This is a genomic window from Noviluteimonas lactosilytica (assembly GCF_020866925.1).
Taxonomy (GTDB): Bacteria; Pseudomonadota; Gammaproteobacteria; order Xanthomonadales; family Xanthomonadaceae; genus Noviluteimonas; species Noviluteimonas lactosilytica.
Map to the genome: position 1 here is coordinate 214,828 of NZ_JAJGAK010000002.1, position 17,420 is coordinate 232,247.

Annotated in this window: 19 protein-coding genes; 7 read left to right on the top strand and 12 right to left on the bottom strand. The window is 68.3% G+C overall.

Features of this window, described 5'->3' with window-relative positions; genetic code table 11:
• Window positions 1-65: 65 nt before the first annotated feature.
• From pilH to LK996_RS10200, 3 genes are all read left to right on the top strand, one after another.
• Window positions 66-464 (top strand): twitching motility response regulator PilH, encoded by a 399-nt coding sequence (pilH, locus tag LK996_RS10190; protein WP_230527070.1) that lies wholly within the window; start codon window positions 66-68, stop codon window positions 462-464.
• A gap of 135 nt (window positions 465-599) precedes the next feature.
• Entirely contained in the window at window positions 600-956 is a 357-nt protein-coding gene (locus LK996_RS10195) for a type II toxin-antitoxin system Phd/YefM family antitoxin (RefSeq protein ID WP_230527071.1), read from the top strand.
• On the top strand, window positions 956-1,648 hold the full coding sequence (locus LK996_RS10200) for an ATPase (RefSeq protein WP_230527072.1): 693 nt from the start codon (window positions 956-958) through the stop codon (window positions 1,646-1,648). The genes LK996_RS10195 and LK996_RS10200 overlap by 1 nt, the downstream gene beginning before the upstream one ends.
• A 21-nt stretch (window positions 1,649-1,669) precedes the next feature.
• Here the strand turns inward: LK996_RS10200 and LK996_RS10205 are convergent, their stop codons facing one another.
• Window positions 1,670-2,572 carry a DnaJ C-terminal domain-containing protein gene (locus LK996_RS10205; protein ID WP_230527073.1) on the bottom strand — a complete coding sequence of 301 codons (903 nt, stop codon included), beginning with the start codon at window positions 2,570-2,572 and terminating at the stop codon, window positions 1,670-1,672.
• An 81-nt stretch (window positions 2,573-2,653) separates the two neighbouring features.
• Here LK996_RS10205 and LK996_RS10210 point away from each other — a divergent pair, with 81 nt between their 5' ends.
• Window positions 2,654-3,133, top strand: a complete 480-nt coding sequence (locus LK996_RS10210) for a peroxiredoxin (protein ID WP_230527074.1) — start codon at window positions 2,654-2,656, stop codon at window positions 3,131-3,133.
• Between the two features lie 6 nt (window positions 3,134-3,139).
• On the top strand, window positions 3,140-3,460 hold the full coding sequence (locus LK996_RS10215) for a hypothetical protein (RefSeq protein WP_230527075.1): 321 nt from the start codon (window positions 3,140-3,142) through the stop codon (window positions 3,458-3,460).
• On the opposite strand, the gene LK996_RS10220 is transcribed toward LK996_RS10215, so the two are convergent.
• The 8 genes from LK996_RS10220 to LK996_RS10255 form a co-directional block, all read right to left on the bottom strand.
• Window positions 3,439-5,415: a tetratricopeptide repeat protein gene (locus LK996_RS10220; RefSeq protein WP_230527076.1), complete on the bottom strand. Its 1,977-nt coding sequence runs from the start codon at window positions 5,413-5,415 to the stop codon at window positions 3,439-3,441. The genes LK996_RS10215 and LK996_RS10220 overlap by 22 nt on opposite strands.
• A gap of 82 nt (window positions 5,416-5,497) precedes the next feature.
• Window positions 5,498-5,674, bottom strand: a complete 177-nt coding sequence (locus LK996_RS10225; protein ID WP_230527077.1) for a hypothetical protein — start codon at window positions 5,672-5,674, stop codon at window positions 5,498-5,500.
• Window positions 5,675-5,765: 91 nt separating this feature from the next.
• Entirely contained in the window at window positions 5,766-6,200 is a 435-nt protein-coding gene (locus LK996_RS10230; RefSeq protein ID WP_230527078.1) for a bleomycin resistance protein, read from the bottom strand.
• A 249-nt stretch (window positions 6,201-6,449) separates the two neighbouring features.
• Entirely contained in the window at window positions 6,450-6,890 is a 441-nt protein-coding gene (locus LK996_RS10235) for a hypothetical protein (protein WP_230527079.1), read from the bottom strand.
• 3 nt (window positions 6,891-6,893) lie between these two features.
• Window positions 6,894-7,970 carry a class III poly(R)-hydroxyalkanoic acid synthase subunit PhaC gene (locus LK996_RS10240; RefSeq protein WP_230527080.1) on the bottom strand — a complete coding sequence of 359 codons (1,077 nt, stop codon included), beginning with the start codon at window positions 7,968-7,970 and terminating at the stop codon, window positions 6,894-6,896.
• Window positions 7,967-9,013: a class III poly(R)-hydroxyalkanoic acid synthase subunit PhaE gene (gene phaE, locus LK996_RS10245; RefSeq protein WP_230527081.1), complete on the bottom strand. Its 1,047-nt coding sequence runs from the start codon at window positions 9,011-9,013 to the stop codon at window positions 7,967-7,969. The genes LK996_RS10240 and phaE overlap by 4 nt, the downstream gene beginning before the upstream one ends.
• Window positions 9,014-9,107: 94 nt before the next feature.
• Window positions 9,108-9,728: a CDP-alcohol phosphatidyltransferase family protein gene (locus tag LK996_RS10250; protein ID WP_230527082.1), complete on the bottom strand. Its 621-nt coding sequence runs from the start codon at window positions 9,726-9,728 to the stop codon at window positions 9,108-9,110.
• Between the two features lie 100 nt (window positions 9,729-9,828).
• Window positions 9,829-11,553 (bottom strand): D-(-)-3-hydroxybutyrate oligomer hydrolase, encoded by a 1,725-nt coding sequence (locus tag LK996_RS10255; RefSeq protein ID WP_230527083.1) that lies wholly within the window; start codon window positions 11,551-11,553, stop codon window positions 9,829-9,831.
• Between the two features lie 109 nt (window positions 11,554-11,662).
• Here LK996_RS10255 and LK996_RS10260 point away from each other — a divergent pair, with 109 nt between their 5' ends.
• Both LK996_RS10260 and LK996_RS10265 read left to right on the top strand, forming a co-directional pair.
• Complete coding sequence (locus tag LK996_RS10260; RefSeq protein ID WP_230527084.1) at window positions 11,663-12,427, top strand: 3-hydroxybutyrate dehydrogenase; 765 nt, start codon at window positions 11,663-11,665, stop codon at window positions 12,425-12,427.
• 10 nt (window positions 12,428-12,437) lie between these two features.
• The gene (locus LK996_RS10265; RefSeq protein ID WP_230527085.1) at window positions 12,438-13,103 is read left to right on the top strand and encodes a response regulator transcription factor; all 666 of its coding nucleotides are present in this window, start codon (window positions 12,438-12,440) and stop codon (window positions 13,101-13,103) included.
• A gap of 6 nt (window positions 13,104-13,109) precedes the next feature.
• On the opposite strand, the gene LK996_RS10270 is transcribed toward LK996_RS10265, so the two are convergent.
• From LK996_RS10270 to LK996_RS10280, 3 genes are read right to left on the bottom strand one after another with little or no spacing between them, the layout of a single operon-like run.
• Complete coding sequence (locus tag LK996_RS10270) at window positions 13,110-13,496, bottom strand: SseB family protein (protein ID WP_230527086.1); 387 nt, start codon at window positions 13,494-13,496, stop codon at window positions 13,110-13,112.
• A gap of 8 nt (window positions 13,497-13,504) precedes the next feature.
• Window positions 13,505-13,885: an SseB family protein gene (locus LK996_RS10275; protein ID WP_230527087.1), complete on the bottom strand. Its 381-nt coding sequence runs from the start codon at window positions 13,883-13,885 to the stop codon at window positions 13,505-13,507.
• Between the two features lie 12 nt (window positions 13,886-13,897).
• Window positions 13,898-17,230 carry a hybrid sensor histidine kinase/response regulator gene (locus LK996_RS10280; protein ID WP_230527088.1) on the bottom strand — a complete coding sequence of 1,111 codons (3,333 nt, stop codon included), beginning with the start codon at window positions 17,228-17,230 and terminating at the stop codon, window positions 13,898-13,900.
• Window positions 17,231-17,420: the final 190 nt, after the last annotated feature.

Sequence of the window (17,420 nt, forward strand, 5' to 3'; positions counted from 1 at the left end):
CGCTCGTCGCGCTTGCGGCACGCAATTGCCCGGCTACAATCGCCCGAGCATCTCCGGGGACCCCAATGGCACGCATCCTGATCGTCGACGACTCGCCGTCCCAGCTGATGGGCATCCGCCGCATCGTCGAGAAACTCGGCCACGAGGCGCTGACCGCCGAGGACGGCGCCGCGGGCGTCGAGGCGGCCAAGCGCGAGCTGCCCGACCTGATCCTGATGGACGTGGTCATGCCGAACCTCAACGGCTTCCAGGCCACGCGTTCGATCACGCGCGAGCCGACCACCAAGCACATCCCGATCGTGCTGGTGACGACGAAGGACCAGGACACCGACCGCGTGTGGGGCATGCGCCAGGGCGCGAAGGCCTACATCACCAAGCCCTTCAGCGAATCCGAGCTCGCCGACATGATCCAGCAGATGCTGGGTGGGGATGGCCCGGCTGCGACGCCGCCTGCCGACGAATGATCGCAAGCGATCGCGCGTCCACGAAGAAGCCCGCGAAAGCGGGCTTTTTGTTGCCCGCGCGCCCGATGGCCAAAATGGCCTTTTTGGCCAAAAGGCGGTAGATTCGGCGGCAAGCCCCGGACGGACGTGGAAGCCATGGCGATTCCGCTGCACCTGGATGCGATCGACGACCTGCCGCGCACGCCCGCGTCGGACGTCAAGAAACTCGGTTGGCGTGCGCTGATGAAGGCGATCGCGCGCACCGGCCAGGTCGTCGTGACCAACCACGACGAACCGCAGGCGGTCATCCTTTCGACGCAGACCTACGACGCGATCCTCGAAGCGCTGCGCCAGGCCAGCGCGAACGACGACGCCGCACTCGATGCGTTGCGCCGCCGTTTCGATGCGCGCCTGTCCGCGCTTTCCACCCACGATGCAGGCAATCGCCTGCGCACGACGATGCGCAAGGGCGCGAAGCTCTCCGGCAAGGTCAAGGCCGGAGCCACGTACTGATGCCGCGACCCGTCCTGTACGTCCTCGCGGGCGTCAACGGCGCGGGCAAGAGTTCGATCGGCGGCCACCTGTTCAAGGCGCAGGGCATGCCGTGGTTCAACCCCGATGATTTCGCGCGCGAGTTGCGCGACGCCACCGGCTGCCCGCAGCAAGACGCCAACGCGCAGGCCTGGAAGGAAGGCATGCGCCGCTTCGACGCCGCGATGCGCGACGGTGCGGACTTCGCATTCGAGACCACGCTCGGTGGCGTGTCCGTGCCGAAGCGCATCCATGCGGCGGCGGCGACGCACGATGTGCTGGTTTGGTTCGCGGGGCTCGATTCGCCGGAGAAACACATCGCGCGCGTCGCGTTGCGCGTGGGCGCCGGCGGCCACCCGATTCCCGAAGCGAAGATCCGCGAACGCTATCCCGCTGCGCTCGCCAATCTCGTCGCGCTGATGCCGGCGATCGCGCACCTGCAGGTGCACGACAACAGTGTCGACGTCGCGCGCGGAAAGCCGGTGCCCGATCCGTTGCTGGTGCTCGAGATGATCGATGGCGAAGTGATGTATCCCGCGCGCGCTGTCGACCTCGCGCGCACCCCCGAGTGGGCAAAGCCGCTGGTCGAAGCTGCGTTGGAACTCGCGGAGTCGCGTGCGACGCCCGCGCCGGCGAAGCAGAAACCTGCAAAACGCGCGACGCGAAAAGCGTAAACCCCCTACCTTGGCGCGGCGTTACGCGCGACGCCAGTCATCGCCGAACGCATCGCGCATCCGCTCGTACGCTTCGCGCTGCGCATCGTCGTGCGCGCGCGGCGCGAGGATTTCGAGTTCGACGATCTCGTCGCCCGGCGGCGTGCCCGGCAACCCGCGACCACGCAACCGAAGCTTGCGACCCGATTCCGAATCCGCGGGAATCTTGAGTTCGACCGCGCCGCCGAGCGTCGGCACGCTCACCGTCGCACCGAGCGCGGCTTCCCACGGCGCGACCGGCAACACGTGCAGGATGTTGCGGCCGTCGACTTCGAACTGCGGATGCGCCGCGTATTCGATTTCGAGGAACAGGTCGCCGCCGTTGTTGCCCTGCTTCGCCAGGCGGATCGACTGGCCGGGATGGATGCCTTTCGGAATCTTGATGTCGAGCGTGCGGCCGTTGACGCCGATGCGCACCGAACCACCGGAGTACACCGACTCCAGCGGCACCGCGAGTTTCGCGCGCGTGTCGCCGCGAGGTTGCGGACGAGCGCCAGGGCCCGCACCACCGAAACCACCGCCACCGCGCTGGCGGCCGAACAGCGACTCGAAGAAATCGGAGAACCCACCGCCCGCGCCGCCACCGGCGAAGATCTCCTCGAAATCGAAATCCCCCGGCGAACCGTGGAAGCCACCCGGCGGCGGCTGCACGTCGTCGCCCGGTCGATAGCCGCGCGCGCGCAACTGATCGTAGGCCGCACGCTTCTGCGGATCGCGCAGCGCTTCGTAGGCCTCGTTGACGCCCTTGAACTTGTCCTCGGCGCCCGGCTCCTTGCTCACGTCCGGGTGGTACTTGCGCGCCAGCCGCCGGTACGCGGTCTTGATCTCCGAATCCCCGGCGCCGGGCTCGACGCCGAGGATCTGGTAGTAGTCCTTGAATTCCATTGCGTTAGCCTAACGTAACGCCGTGGAGGGCGGATCATCGCCTAAACTCCGGGGATTCCCCCCATCGCAGGAGCACCTCCCATGCCCATCCAACCCGGCGACCGCATCCCCGAAGTGACGCTCAAGCGCATCCGTGAGGGCGTGGAGACGGTCGACACGCGCACGCTGTTCGACGGCAAGAACGTCGTGCTGTTCGCGGTGCCCGGTGCGTTCACGCCGACGTGTTCGGAACGCCACCTGCCCGGCTTCGTCGAGCGCTACGACGACTTCCATTCGCGCGGCATCGAAGTGTTGTGCGTGTCGGTCAACGATCCCTTCGTGATGAAGGCCTGGGGCGACTCGCAGCACGTGCCGCAGGGGCTGGAGATGCTCGCCGACGGCAATGGCGACTTCACGCGTGCGCTCGGCCTGGAGATGGATGCGAGCGGTTACGGGATGGGCATGCGTTCGAAGCGCTTCGCGCTGTACGCCGAGGACGGCGTGGTGAAGCAGTTGCATGTCGAAGCGCCGGGCGAGTTCCGCGTGTCGTCCGCCGATTACGTGCTCGAACAACTGGGCTGACGCGCGATGTCGTTGCCGCTGCGCTGGCCGCAATGGATGCTCGCCGGGTCCGCGCTCGTGATGGCGGCGCTGACCGCGTTCGCGGCGCGCGTGTTGTTCACCGCGCATCCGGAGACCGAGGGCGGCGGCTTGCTGTTCGCGATCGCGATCGTCGTCTATCCGATCGTGTTGCTGATGGAGGCCGGCGCGTGCGTCGGCCTGTATCGGCAGGCGAAGTCGGGCGCGGATGAACCGACTGCGCGTACGCAGGGGTTGATCGGCCTCGCGTTCCTGTCGCTCGCGGGGCCGGTGCTGGTGTTCCTCGCCTACGCCTTGATGCGGCGCTGACGCTCGTCGTCGATCGCGTCGCGCATCGACGCGAACACGCCGTCCCAGTCGCCGCGCGCCGGTTGGCGGAACAGGCGCATCGTCGGATACCACGGCGTGTCGTCGCGTTCGAGCAGCCAGCGCCATTCGGGCACGTGCTTCAACGCGATCCACGTCGGCCGGCCCATCGCGCCGGCCAGGTGCGCGACCGCGCTGTCGGACGCGATCACCAGGTCGAGCGACTGCATCAGCGCGGCGGTGTCGACGAAGGCATCGGCGCCCGCATCGAAGTCGTCGCCGGGTTCGATCACCGACATGCCGTCCGGTAGATCGCGTAACTGTTCGAGGCCATGCGTGCGTTGCAGGCTCACCAGTTGCACGCCGGGTAGTGACGCGAGCGGCGCGAAGGCGCGCAGCGGCACCGAGCGTCCCGCGTCGACCTTGCGTGCGGGATTGCCCTGCCACGCGATGCCGATGTTGAAGGTGTTCGCCGGCAACAACGACGCCCAGCGCGCGACACGTTCGGATTCCGCTTCGATGTAGGGAACGCCGCCGGGAATCGTGTCGAGCGTCGTGCGCAAAAGGCGCGGCATGCTCCACAGGTGGCTGCGATAGTCGAAGCGCGCATCCGCGGGCACATCGGCCAGCATGCGCACGGACCACGGGCTGCTGCGCAACAGGCGGAACAACGACGCGCGTCCATGGAACGCGACGTCCGCCCCCATCGCCTGTAACACCGGCACGTAGCGCCAGAACTGCAACGCATCGCCGAATCCGTTCGGTTCTTCGAGCAGGATGGACTTGCCCTGCAGCGACTCGCCCTTCCACCACGGCGTTTCCGCGTCGTCTCGCCGCATGCGCGCGAGGCTTTCGTCGTAGTCGGCCCAGCCCTGCGCGTAATCGCCCTGCAACAGGCGGAGCGACGCGCGACGCTTCCATGCTTCCGCATAGTTGGGGCGCGCGGCGATCGCCTCGTCGAATGCGACCAGCGCATCATCGAATCGTTGCAACTCATGCAACGTCAGCCCGCGATTGCCCAACGCTTCGGCGTAATGCGGGCGCGCCGCGATGGCGCGATCGAGCGCAACCAGCGCGTCCTCGAAACGCCCCGCGTCGTGCAGCGCGTTGCCGAGATTGTTGTGCGCCTCGGCGAACTCCGGCGCGAGCGACAACGCCGCTTCGTACGCCGCGATCGCTTCGTCGTAGCGCCCGAGATCGTTGAGCACGATGCCATGCGCGTTGTGCGCCAACGCCGAACCGGCATCGAGTTCCAGCGCGCGCGTGGTATCGCGCAGCGCCTCGTCGAAGCGATTGAAGTGACGCAACGCCATTGCACGACGCACATATGCAGGCGCGAACGTGGGCGCACGCAAGAGCGCCTGCCCGTGCGCCTGGATCGCTTCCTCGTGTCGCCCGAGCTGCTGCAGCGCGAGCCCGGCGTTGTCCCACGCCGTCGCCACGTGCGGCGCGGCGGCGATCGCGCTGCGATACGCGACCAACGCGTCCTCGTTGCGCTGCGCGGCGAACAACAGGCTGCCGAGGTTGTTCCAGGTGTCCGACCACTCGGGGTGGAGCGCGAGTGCGGCGCGGTAGCTGTCGATCGCCTGCGCCGCCTGTCCGCTGCGCGCGAACGCATCGCCGCGATTGCGCAGCGCCTCGGCGAAATCGGGCTTGCGGCGGAGCGCCTCGTCGTAACTGGCGACCGCGTCGTCGAAGCGCCCGAGCGCCTGCAAGGCATTGCCGCGGTTGTAATGCGCGCCAGGCACCGCCGGATCGATCGCGATCGAGCGGGCGATCTCGCGCTCGGCCGCCTCGTGCTCGCCGGACGCCATCAGCGCGACGCCGAGCAGGTGGCGCGCGCCGAAATCGTTCGGGCTCGACTCGAGCAGGCGCCGGCATTCCTCCGCCGCGCGCGCCGGCTGACCTTGCCGCATCGAAGCCAATGCGGCCGCGAGGCCGGCGGAAGGTGCGTGCATGCGGGATCGGCTGGCATGTGGACGGAGCCCCGATTATAGGGACGCATCACGAAGGCGGCCGGGGATGCCCGGCCCGGTGCGATCAGTCGTTGGGACGCCGCGTCGCGTCGTGGCCCACGACGACGGGCCGGCGCCCATGGCGCGCAGCGCGCCACTGATTCACCACGCGCCGCGCGATCACGATGCCGACGACGACGAGCAGATACAGGGCGGCCGCGATCACCAGGTACAGCGCGAATTGCAGCGTGCGATCGTCCATGGCCCTGCTCCCGACTCCGATGCCCGAGTATCGCGCCGACTTGCGGCGCAACAACCGCTTCAACCTGCGGATGGCATCACACTTCGGAGCATCACACCTCGGAGCCGGGCTCCGCTTTCGCTCGCGGGGTGACCACGGCGTCCTTCGGCGTAAAGATCCCCTGGCCGAAAGCAACGAGATCGCCATCGGGCACCAGCACCAGCAACTCGCGCTGACCGTAGGGTTTGTCGGCGGGCCCATGTACGTCGCCCTTCGGCAACGCATCGAGCTTCGGCTTGAGCTCCGCGTACAACGCATCGACATCGCGCACGTCGAAGTAATAACGGAAGCGCCGATTGCCGGGAATCAGTTCGTTCCCCTCGCCCGCTTCGAGGATGCGCATCCCGCACCCCTCGCGCTCGATGTACGCATACCCCGGCTGCCGATACAGCAACGCGAACCCGAGGACGTCGACGAAAAAGTCGACCGTCGCCCCGACATCGGCGACATGCATGAACGGCGTGATCTGGAGGAAGTTGGTAGCCATGGCGGCCGAGTATGCACCCATCGGCACGCTTCTTTTTTGCTACGCAAAAAAGAAGGCCCGATCTCGCAAGCTTTTTCAAGGCTTGGAGGGGATCGGACCTTCCGCTCGTCGAGGAGTTGTCTTTTCCTTCGAAATTCCATTCCCTCGAACTTGTTGTTCCTGGGACGGAGGTTTGTCAGGAATTCCTCGACGGTTGCGAAGGTACCGAATCGCTCGTCAACAAACTGTCAAACTTGACGGCCGCTTTCGTTATCCCCACGGCCACCAGCCGCGTCCGGTGAGCGCGTAGCGATCGGCCGCGCGCTCGAAACGATTGCGCACGCTCACGCCGCCGCACGCGAGGTACAGCGGCAGGAACAGCGGCCCGAGCGCCATGTACTGGAACACGTGCGCGCGTTCATGGTCGGCGTAGGTGATCGGCGCTTCGTGCGCATGCCCTGCGCGATGGGCATAGGTCATGCATGGCGAATCGAGCGAATCGCCGGTATGCAGGATCGTGTTGCCGAGCGTGATCGCCCCGCCCGGCCCCCACGGAAACCGATGGAACACGATCGCGCATTCACGCCCGCGCACGTGCGCGTGCGCGCCGAAGGCCATGCCGACGGCGCCCGCGATCAATCCCAGCAACGTGTTCGGCACGGTCCACGCCATGCCGGCGATGCGCGCGACCGCGAGCGGCACGCGCGCCATCGGTCAGCGCGCGTCGAGCCAGTCGTGGATCGTCTGCGGCACTTCTTTCTGCGCGCGCCCCGACACGTAGATGCCGATGTGCCCGCCCTTGAACGACAACTCGGTGTAATCGTCGGTGCCGACGAGCCCGCGCAGCGCCTGCGACGCCGCCGGCGGCACGAGGTGATCCTGTTCGGCGTAGATGTTGAGCACCGGCATCTCGACCATGCCGAGATGCACTTCGCGATCGCCGATGGTGATGCCGCCGTTGATGAAGCCGTTCGCCTGGTAGAACTGCTTCACGAACTGGCGGAACGCTTCGCCCGCCTGGTCCGGCGAGTCGAAGATCCACTTCTCCATGCGCAGGAAATCCTCGACCGCCTTCTTGTCGTCGAGGATGTCGACCAGGCCCACGTACTTCTGCACGAACAGGCGCGCCGGCTTGAGCGTGAGGTAGCACCAGTTCATCAGGTCGGCCGGCACGTTGCCGAGCGTATCGACGAAGAGGTCGACGTCCATGCTGCGCGTCCAGTTGGACAGCATGTTGTCTTCCGTGTGGAAATCCACCGGCGTGACCATGGTGATGAGGTTGCGGATCTTCTCGGGATGCAGCGACGAGTAGCACAGCGAGAACGCGCCGCCCTGGCAGATGCCGAGCAGGTTGATCGCGTCGAGGCCGTGTTCGCGACGCAGATAGTCGACGGCGCCTCCGAGGAAACGTTCGACGTAATCCTCGAGCGTGAGGTAGCGATCCGAACGATCGGGGTACCCCCAATCCATGATGTACACGTCTTCGCCGCGCGCGAGCAGGCCGCGCACGATCGAGCGATCCGATTGCAGATCGACCATGTAGGGGCGATTGACCAGCGCGTAGCTGATCAGCAGCGGGACCTTGGCGGTCGGCGCGTTCTCGCCGCGATAGCGATAGAGCACGACCTTGCCGTCGGACCACACCGCTTCCTTGGTCGTCGCGCCATATTCGACATCGTCGACTTCGCGCAGCGTGTTCAGGCCGGCGCCGAGTTTCTGCTGGACCTTCAGCGCTTCATCCGCGAGCGCTTCCGGGCTCACGTTGAGCGGACCCTGCGTACCGAGGCTCATGCGCGCTTCCCCTTCGACTTCGTCGTGGTCTTCTTCGCTGCGGGTTTGGAACCGAGGATCTTGTCGCCCTGCACTTTCAGCGAGGGTTCGCCAGCGCGGGCGCTTGCGGGCGCCGGCTTCGCAGCAGCCTTCGCCGCGGCGGGCGCCTGCGAGGCCTGCAATGCATCGCGCAACTTGCGCACTTCGCGTTCCAGCTGCGTGATCTTGCGATGCGCCGCGTCGATCTCGGTGCGCGTCGGCATGCCGAGCTGGCCGGTCGCGTTCTCGACTTCGCGCTGCACGCCGCCGCGCACGCGCATCTGCGCATCGACCAGGCGGCCGTACACGTTGCGGAACTCGTCGGACAGCGCGATCTCCGCGTACGCCTCTTCGGCCGCGTCGATCCACAGGTCGAACAGCGCACGCGCCGACTTGAGCTGCTTGTCGGGTGCGCTGCGCTCGCCGAGCTTGCGCTCGAAGACTTCGTACGCGCGCTGGCCGGACTTGAGCATCAGCGCGTTGTAGGCGCTGTTCTGCTGCTGGTAGTCGAGCTGCGCCTGCGCGAGTTGCTGCCAGCGCTCCTGGTGCTCGCGCGCGAAACCGAACGCGGGCATGCCGAGCCACGAGCCCGCTTCGCGACGCCAGGCTTCGAGGAACGGCGAGGCGTCCTCGATCCATTGATCCAGGCCCTGCTGGCCCTGGCCGCGCATCGTGCGGAACATCTCGGGGAACGGGTTTTCGCCGACGGCGCCGAGCGCCTGCTTCCACGCGTTCGCGATGTCCTTCGCGGCCGCGTCCTGGCCGGCGAACTGCGCGGCGACCTGCTGCATCTGGCCATACCAACTGCGCGCCTGGCCGTTGAAGCGATCCACCGCCGCGTTGACCTCGCTGCGCTGGCCGTGCGCGAGCTGGGTCCACCAGTCGATCGCGTCGTGCCAGGCCTTCGTCGCATCGGGCGCGGCCGGCTGCTGCGAAGGCACCGCGCCGCGGAGCATGTCGCCCCACGCATTCCAGTACTGGCGCGCCAGCGATTCGAAATCACCGGTGCCGTGCAAAGGGTCCATCAGGCGTCTCCCGTCGTCAGGCCGGCATCTTATCGTCCGGAATGTTGCAGTGCGACATGACCCGGACCGGCGGTGTCAGCGCTTTCCGGATCCCTCAGAGCTTCGGGATCCGGATCGTCTTGCTGATCATCAGCGAGCCCGAGAGGGCGAAGACCAGCACCAGCGGATGCAACTGCCACGGGCCGAGCTGGACCATGCCGAACCAGATGTCGGGGCCCAGGCGCCCCTGGATCGCCATCACCGCCAGCAGCACCACGATCAGCAGGCTGGTGGGAATCGGCGTGCCTTCGAAGTACTTGACCTTGTCGTCTTCCCCGGACAACGCCTCGGCGGTGACGTTGTAGCGCGCCAGGCGGCTCACGCCGCACCCGACGAAGTAGGACAATACCACCCAATCCCACCCGCCCTGCAGGCCGCAGGCATAACCGAGGGCCGCGGGCGCCACGCCGAAGGAAATGACGTCGGCCAGCGAATCCAGTTCGCGCCCCAGCGTGGACGCGGACTTACGCCAGCGCGCGACGCGTCCGTCGAGCGCGTCGAAGATGAAGGCGGCCGGGATCAGCGCCATGCCGACCAGCAGGTCGCGCACCACGCCTTCCTGCAGGAAGCGCATCGCCGCGAAGATCGCGCCGGTGCCGCAGAACGCGTTGGCCAGCGTGAACCAGTCGGCCAGGTGGAAGTCGCGCAGCATCGAGAAGTGGCGGGGTCGCTGCATCGGGCTCTCCTGCGTGAAGGACGCAGGGTGCCAAAGGGCGTGTGAACGCCGCAACTGCCGGGCTACGGATCGCGTAGCCGGCTACGGGATCGCGAAGCGACTACGGGATCGCGAGGTGCTCCGCGGTCAGCGGCTGCGCGCCGCGCGGCGTCGTTTCGATCACCGCATCGGCCGGCAGCGCGTTCGATGCATCGTCGAGGTGCGCCGACACGCGATCGAGCGCCGCATACACGTACGGCAGCAACGGCACGTAGCGCGCGCCGTAATCCGGCAACGCGAGGAAGCCATCGAAGTGCTGCGCGTTGCGCACCTGCCAGTAGCGCACGTCGCGGCCGGCGGCCTGCGCCATCGCAACGTACGGCGCGCTCGAGAATGCGGGCGGGATCAGGCCGTCGTCGAGGCCGTGCACGACGACGATCGGCAAGCTTTCGCGCGGCGCCGATGCACGCACTTCGCCGATGCCCTTGCGCACGCGATCGGCATCGGCGCCCTGCCCGTCCCACAACGCGCGCAGGCATTGCAGCCCGGCGAGCATGAAGTCCGGCGGCGCGACCTTCGCATCGATGATGCCGACACCTGCACCCGGCGGAATGCCGCTGGCATCGGACCACCAGGCGGCTTGTTCGACGTCGGTCGCTGCACGCGGCGTGAAATCCTTGTTCTGCGCGGCGAAATGGAAGCCGCACGGATGCGCGCCGAACGCGTAACGCCCGTAGGCCGACGCATATGTCACCGCGACTGCGCGGTACAGGTCGAAGTCGACCGACAACGCGGCTGCGCGCATCGCGGCGTCCGTCCATCCGGCCGCCTGCAACGTCGCACGCGCCGCCTTCGCATCGATGCCGAGCGAGGCGCAACGCAACGTGCCGAGCGCGCGGCCCGCGGGCGACAGCGGCGACGTCGGCAAGCCTTCGAAGTCGAGCAACGCACACGGCATCAGCAACGCCGCTTCGGTCATGTAGTCGTACGGCGCACGCCCGCCTTCGACATCGATATTCGGCTCACCCGCGACCACCGCGTCGAGCCAATCACCGTCGAGTTCCGCCGCGCGCAACACCGCGCCGCCGCCGTTGGAGATCCCGACCACGATGACGCGCGTGTTGTCGAACGAGAACGGCGCCTGGTCCGGGAACGCCGTCGCCAGCGACTGCAGCGCGAACTCCGCCGCCTGCTTCACGTGGCGGCCCCAGTCGGCTTCCGGGTTGTCCTGCGAGTGCGCGTGCTTCACCTCGACGCCGTCGGCGCCGTGGTCGACGTAATCGGTGCCCGCGCCCTTGTCGGTGTACGCGACGGCGCAACCCTTCGGCAGGCCCCACGCGCCCGCGACGGCGATCGAGCCGTAGATGCCCCGCGAACCGGACGACGCGGTGACCACGACGCAACGCTTCGACGCATCGAATGCATCGGGCACCTGCACGAGCACGCGATGCGGTTGCTTCGCGGCGGCGATCTGCGCCATCGCGCTGAATTCGCGACCCGGCACCGACGCGGTGCTGCCATACAACGTGCCGTAACCTCCGAGCGGACCGAGATCGGCGATGCCGCGCCAGTTGTTCCAGAGCGCGCGACGACGACGCTCGGCATCGGTCGGATGCGCGGGATCGGCGAACGCGGGCGCGGCCATCGCGCGCAGGCCGTTGAGGCCCAGGCCCGCGGTGAGCAGATCGTCGGTGCCGCGATGCTCGGTCGCCTGCGTCGCACTGAACATCGTCGCCTCCGCATTCGCGCCCGACGCCGCAGGCGGCGCGGACGCGCACCCCGACAGCCCCGCCACCGCGACGCACAGCGCCGCGCCCCACATCCCGTGCCTGCGCATGATCTCCATGCGACGCACCCTAGCAAGCGGCCGCGCGCGCGGCATCGTACTTTCGTCCGAAGGCGCGCGCGCGAGGGCCTGCTAGGCTGGCCGCAGCACGCCTTCCGAGCCTCGACGCATGACCGCACGCTGCATCCTGATCACCGGCGCCGGCAGCGGCATCGGCGCCGGCGTCGCCGCCGAACTCGCGGCCGCGGGCCACCACGTCGTGGTCACCGATGTCGCACTCGCGCCGGCGCAGTCGGTGGTCGACGGCATCCGCGCAGCGGGCGGTTCGGCCGAAGCCTTCGCGCTCGACGTCACCTCCGACACAAGCGTCGCCACCGCGCTCGCCAACGTCTCGCGCCCGATCGACGTGCTGGTGAACAACGCCGGCCTGCAACACGTCGCGCCACTCGAAGAATTCCCCATGGAAAAGTGGGACTTCCTCGTGCAGGTGATGCTGATCGGCGTCGCGCGCCTCACCCGCGCGGTGTTGCCGGGCATGCGCGCGCGCGGCTTCGGGCGCATCGTCAACATCGGCTCGATCCACTCGCTCGTCGCGAGCCCGTACAAGAGCGCGTACGTCTCCGCGAAACACGGCCTCGTCGGCTTCTCGAAAGTGATCGCGCTGGAAACCGCCGACACCGACATCACCATCAACACGATCTGCCCGACCTACGTGAAGACCCCGCTCGTCGACAAGCAGATCGCCGACCAGGCGCGCACGCGCGGCATCCCCGAGGACGCGGTCGTGCGCGAAGTGATGCTCAAGCCGATGCCGAAGGGCGTGTTCATCGGCTTCGACGAACTCGCGGGCATCGCCGCGTTCCTGATCGGCCCGCACGCGCGCAACATCACCGGGCACACGATCGAGGTCGACGGCGGCTGGACGGTGCAGTAAGACTGTCGCCATGCCCTCGCTACTGATCGCCGACGACCACCCCCTGTTCCGCGCCGCCCTGCGCAGCGCGGCGAAAGACGCCGTCGCCGACCTCGACGTGCGCGAAGCCGACTCGCTCGACGGCGTGCTCGCACGCCTCGACGCCGAACCCGGCATCGATCTCGTCCTGCTCGACCTGCACATGCCCGGCAACCACGGCCTCGCGGGCCTCGCCGCGATCCGCGCGCAACATCCGGGAGTTGCCGTCGTCGTCGTGTCCGCGAACGACGACCCGCGCGTCGTGCGTCGCGCCCTCGACCACGGCGCCGCCGGCTACCTGCCGAAGAGCACCGGCCTCGACGACCTGCGCCACGCGATCCGCAGCGTCCTCGCCCTCGAACAATGGCTGCCCGCGAACCTGCGCGCCGCCGTCGACGGCGCGCCCTCCGCGCCCGGCGACTCCGCGCTGGCCGCGAAACTCGCGAGCCTTTCGCCGCAACAGTTCCGCGTGTTGGCGCTCGTCGCCGAAGGATTGCTCAACAAGCAGATCGCCGATCGCCTCGGCATCCAGGAACGCACGATCAAGGCGCATCTGACGTCGATCTTCGAGCGGCTTGGTGTGCGGAATCGCACGCAGGCGAGTGTGATCTTGCGTGAACTGGAGCTCAGCGATCCGTCGAAGCAGATCGCGAATTAGGCCGCGTCAGCGATCGTTTTCGCGCAGGAACTGCTGCAACCCTTCCGGCGACATATCGAACCCCATCTGCGTCCCCGGGTTGACCACGAGTCCGCACCCCGGCGGCACCATGCGCAGGAAACCTTCGCCTTCGATCTGCATGCAGAACGGCGCCGCGGCGCGCGCCTCTTCGCCGATGCGCGCGAAGTCGGTGAAGCACACGACCATCGGCGTGCCTTCCTTGTCGAGGTACAGCGGCATCAGGCCGTCGCCGTCGGACTTCACTTCCGATGCGGAAGGCACGAGCACGGGGCCGCTCGCGAACACGCGCAGCATGTCGGCGATCGGCATCTGGCCGGCGCGGGCTTTTTCGATGGCTTGTTCGAGGGGTGTTTTCGCGTTCATCGCTTGCATGCCGCCGATCAGAGACCGGCTTCGACCAGGAACTTGCGCAAGCCTTCCGCCGGGATGTCGAACCCCAGCGTCGTGCCCGGGTTCACCGCGAGGCCGCGGTCGGTCGGCAGCCAGCGCAGCACCCAGTCGCCGCGCACGCGCAGCTGGTACGGCGCGGCCGCGCGGACGTCTTCGTCCATGCGCACCTGGTCGGTGAAGCACACGGTCAGCGGGTGGCCGTCGCGTTCGAGTTGCAGCGGGGTCAGGCCGCGGCCGTCGGGATGCACCAGCGTGTTCGACGGAATCAGCACGTCGCTGCGCGCGAACAGGCGCAGCATGTCGACGACGGGGACCTTGCCTGCGCGCGCTTGCGCGATCGCGGTTTCCAGCGGGGTGATGGGGGTTTCCATGGTGTCGCTCCTTCAGGTCACCGCGCGCGCCGCCAGCAGGCGGTCGAGCACGCTCTTCAATGCCAGGGGTTTCAGGGGCTTCATCAGCAACGGCAGGCCCGCTTCGTGCACGGCGGCCCGCACGTCCGCGCCTGCGTCGGCACTGAGGATCACCGTCGGCCGCGCGCCGTGCGTCGCGGAGAGGTGTTCGTGGGCGCCGACGCCGGTCGCGCCGTCGTCGAGATGGTAGTCGAACAGCCACAGGTCGGCAGGCGTTGCGGCCAAAGCCGCATGCGCGGTGCGGGCGTCGGCGGCGTCGACGACCGAGCAGCCCATGCCCTCCAGCAGCTGTCGCAGCGCGTTGCGGGCGAGCGCTTCGTTGTCGAGCACGAGCACGCGGGTGCCGGCAAGGTTGCCGCCCTTGGTCGCGATGGCGGCGGCGCGGTGCGGGGTGGCGACGCGCGGGATCGTCACCGCGAACACCGTGCCTTCGCCCGGCGCGCTGCGCAGCGTGAGCGGTGCGTCGAGCAGCTTCGCGATGCGGTCGGCGATCGCAAGGCCGAGGCCGAGGCCCTGCCCCGCTGCATCGGCGCCGCGGCGGAACTCGTCGAAGATGTGCGACTGCGCATCAAGCGCGATGCCTGGGCCGGTGTCGTGCACTTCGATGCGCAGCGCATCGCCCGCGCGGCGCACGCCGAGCACGACGCGGCCTTCATGCGTGTAGCGCACCGCGTTGGCGAGGAAGTTCTGCAGCACGCGGCGCAGCAATTGCGGGTCGGTGCGCACCCACGCGCGCGTCGGCAGGTGGTGGAACTGCAGCCCGCGTTCGGCGGCGAGGACGCGGAATTCACTGGCGAGCGGTTCGAGCACGTCGGCGAGTGCGACGTCGCGCGGTTGCGGATCGAGGCCGCCGGCTTCCAGGCGCGACATGTCGAGCAACGCGGTCAACAGATCGGTCGTCGAATCGAGCGCGCCGCGGATCTGCTTCACGCTCTCCTGCCCCGTGGCCGGCACCTGTTGTGCGAGCGCGTCGGTGAACAGGTGCGCGGCATGCAACGGTTGCAGCAGGTCGTGGCCGATCGCGGCGAGGAAGCGGCCCTTCGCGTCGTTCGCGCGCTCGGCTTCGCGGCGCGCGGATTCCAGCGCCGCCGTGCGTTCGACGACGCGTTGTTCGAGGGTTTCGTTCGACTGCAGCAGCGCGGCCTCGGTGCGGCGGAACGCGGTGACGTCGGTGAAGGTCGCGACGAAGCCGCCGCCCGGCATCGGGTTGCCGCGGATTTCGACGATGCTGCCGTCGGGGAAGACGCGTTCGGTGAGGTGCGGCGTGCCGGCGCGCATGTGGGCGAGGCGCCGTTGCAGCGCACGTTCGGCATCGCCCGGCGGCGGCATCTGCTGCAACGCGTGGCGCGCGAGTTCGGCGATGGGCTTGCCGACTTGCAGCAGCGATTCGGGGAAGCCGAACAACTCGGCGTAGCGGCGATTCCACGCGACCAGGCGCAGCTGCGCGTCGACGACGCTGATGCCCTGGTCCATGTTCTCCAGCGACGTCTCGAGCACGCGCTGGTTGAAGCGCAGGTCGCGCGAGGCTTCGCCGACGATCGCGGCGACGGTGTCGAGGTGGCCGGCTTCGCGTCGCGCGGCGTCGAGCAGCACGCGCGCCGATGCCGAGCCGAGCACGGCGGCGAGTTCGCGTTCGATGTGCGCTTCGGTCTGCGCGGGCACGGCGCCGTCGGCGGGCGCGTCGCGCAAGAGTTCTTCGACGCGATCCGGCGGGAGGAAACGCATGCCGGCGTCGCGCAACGTGCGCGCATCGAGGCCAAGCCGTTTGCGACGCGGCGTCTCGCGCTTCCACGCCAGTGCGAGCCACGTGGCGAACGCGCCGACGAACAGGCTCGCGCCCACCGCGCGTCCGATGCGGCTCCAGCCGGTCAATCCGAACAACCCGTTCGGCGACAACCATTCGATGCCGAGCGGACCTTCGACAAGCCATGCCGGCGACACGCCACGCAACGCGAACGCCGTCGGCACGAGTTGCACCCAGCACCAAGTCGCGAACGCCGCGAGGATCCCGATCACCACCGCGCGCGCAGGCGTCTGCGGACGCCACACCGCGAACGCGAGCGCGGGCACCAGCGTGCCGAGCGCGGAGAACGACACCGCGCCCACGTCCGCCAACGCTTCGCTGCCCGCGACGAGCCGGCTGTACCCCCACGCGAGCAACATGATCGCGACGATGCCGATGCGGCGCAGCGCGAGCACGTGCCCGCGCAGATCGCCGCCGTCGCCGCGCGCCCACGCACCGCGCAACAACCCGGGCGCGAACCAGTGGTTGCCGATCATCAGGCTCAGCGTCAGCGTGCTCACGACGACCATGCCGGTCGCCGCGCTCAATCCGCCGAGGAACGCGAACAACGCGAGCCCTTCGTGCCCCTGCGACAACGGCAGCGCGAGCACGTACAAGTCCGACGGCACGCTGTCGCCCAGCAACGCCTGCCCTGCCTGCGCAAGCGGCAACACCGGCAGCGCGATCAGCAGCAGGTACAGCGGGAACTGCCATCGCGCGGTGCGCACGTCCTCCTGTTCGCGGCATTCGACCACCGCGATGTGGAACTGGTGCGGCAGGATGAACATCGCGAACGCACCGAGCAGCACGAGCGGCGCGAATCCGCCCGCGGGCGCGACCGGCGCAGGCGTCGACGCGACGCGCGCCACCGCATCATCGAGATCGAGCCCGAACCAAACGTACGCGCCAAGCGCGAGCATCGCCGCAAGCTTCAGCACCGACTCGAACGCCATCGCGAGCACGAGCCCGCGGTTGTGTTCCGCCGCACTCACCCGTCGCGTGCCGAACAACATCGCGAACAACGCCATCGCCAGCGCGACGTACAACGCGCTGTCCTGCCACGCCGCCCCCGCGCCCGCCGCGTGCGAGGTCAGCATGCCGAACGACATCGCCATCGCCTTGAGCTGCAGCGCGATGTAGGGAATCAGGCCGAGCGCCGCGACCAGCGTGACGGTCGCGGCGAGCCACGCATCCTTGCCCAGGCGCGTGGCGATCAGGTCGGCGATCGAGGTCGCGTTGGTTTCGCGCGCGAGCTTGACCAGGCGCAACATGAACGCGCCGCCGAGCAGGTACAGCAGGATCGCGCCGACGAACGTCGGCGGCAGCGGCCACCCGTTGCGCGCGGCCTGCGTCACCGTCCCGTAGAACGTCCACGACGTGCAGTGCACCGCGAGCGACAGCGCGTAGATGTATTTCCAGCGCGAGGCGAACGCGCGCGGATGGCGTTCGCCATAGAGGCCCGCGAGGAACAGCAGGCCGAGCCACGCCAGGCCGGCGCAGACGACGACGCCGATGCTCAGCATGGGAGGGGCGGTCGGGCGGGCATGACGGGAGAATAACGGTGGGAAACGGGAAACGGGAAACGGGAGATGGAGGTCGCCCTCAGTGCATTCCCGACGAGCCGAAGACCGACCTTCGGCGCATCGCCCAGGAAGCGCGACGCGCCCCTCCCTCCCGTTTCCCGCCTTTTGTTTCCCGTTTCCCGCTCTCGCT

Bases quoted from the DNA above. Each gene is read 5' to 3' on its own strand.
- pilH (WP_230527070.1), top strand. From the start codon at position 66: ATGGCACGCATCCTGATCGTCGACGACTCGCCGTCCCAGCTGATGGGC.
- LK996_RS10195 (WP_230527071.1), top strand. From the start codon at position 600: ATGGCGATTCCGCTGCACCTGGATGCGATCGACGACCTGCCGCGCACG.
- LK996_RS10200 (WP_230527072.1), top strand. From the start codon at position 956: ATGCCGCGACCCGTCCTGTACGTCCTCGCGGGCGTCAACGGCGCGGGC.
- LK996_RS10205 (WP_230527073.1), bottom strand. From the start codon at position 2,572: ATGGAATTCAAGGACTACTACCAGATCCTCGGCGTCGAGCCCGGCGCC.
- LK996_RS10210 (WP_230527074.1), top strand. From the start codon at position 2,654: ATGCCCATCCAACCCGGCGACCGCATCCCCGAAGTGACGCTCAAGCGC.
- LK996_RS10215 (WP_230527075.1), top strand. From the start codon at position 3,140: ATGTCGTTGCCGCTGCGCTGGCCGCAATGGATGCTCGCCGGGTCCGCG.
- LK996_RS10220 (WP_230527076.1), bottom strand. From the start codon at position 5,415: ATGCACGCACCTTCCGCCGGCCTCGCGGCCGCATTGGCTTCGATGCGG.
- LK996_RS10225 (WP_230527077.1), bottom strand. From the start codon at position 5,674: ATGGACGATCGCACGCTGCAATTCGCGCTGTACCTGGTGATCGCGGCC.
- LK996_RS10230 (WP_230527078.1), bottom strand. From the start codon at position 6,200: ATGGCTACCAACTTCCTCCAGATCACGCCGTTCATGCATGTCGCCGAT.
- LK996_RS10235 (WP_230527079.1), bottom strand. From the start codon at position 6,890: ATGGCGCGCGTGCCGCTCGCGGTCGCGCGCATCGCCGGCATGGCGTGG.
- LK996_RS10240 (WP_230527080.1), bottom strand. From the start codon at position 7,970: ATGAGCCTCGGTACGCAGGGTCCGCTCAACGTGAGCCCGGAAGCGCTC.
- phaE (WP_230527081.1), bottom strand. From the start codon at position 9,013: ATGGACCCTTTGCACGGCACCGGTGATTTCGAATCGCTGGCGCGCCAG.
- LK996_RS10250 (WP_230527082.1), bottom strand. From the start codon at position 9,728: ATGCAGCGACCCCGCCACTTCTCGATGCTGCGCGACTTCCACCTGGCC.
- LK996_RS10255 (WP_230527083.1), bottom strand. From the start codon at position 11,553: ATGGAGATCATGCGCAGGCACGGGATGTGGGGCGCGGCGCTGTGCGTC.
- LK996_RS10260 (WP_230527084.1), top strand. From the start codon at position 11,663: ATGACCGCACGCTGCATCCTGATCACCGGCGCCGGCAGCGGCATCGGC.
- LK996_RS10265 (WP_230527085.1), top strand. From the start codon at position 12,438: ATGCCCTCGCTACTGATCGCCGACGACCACCCCCTGTTCCGCGCCGCC.
- LK996_RS10270 (WP_230527086.1), bottom strand. From the start codon at position 13,496: ATGCAAGCGATGAACGCGAAAACACCCCTCGAACAAGCCATCGAAAAA.
- LK996_RS10275 (WP_230527087.1), bottom strand. From the start codon at position 13,885: ATGGAAACCCCCATCACCCCGCTGGAAACCGCGATCGCGCAAGCGCGC.
- LK996_RS10280 (WP_230527088.1), bottom strand. From the start codon at position 17,230: ATGCTGAGCATCGGCGTCGTCGTCTGCGCCGGCCTGGCGTGGCTCGGC.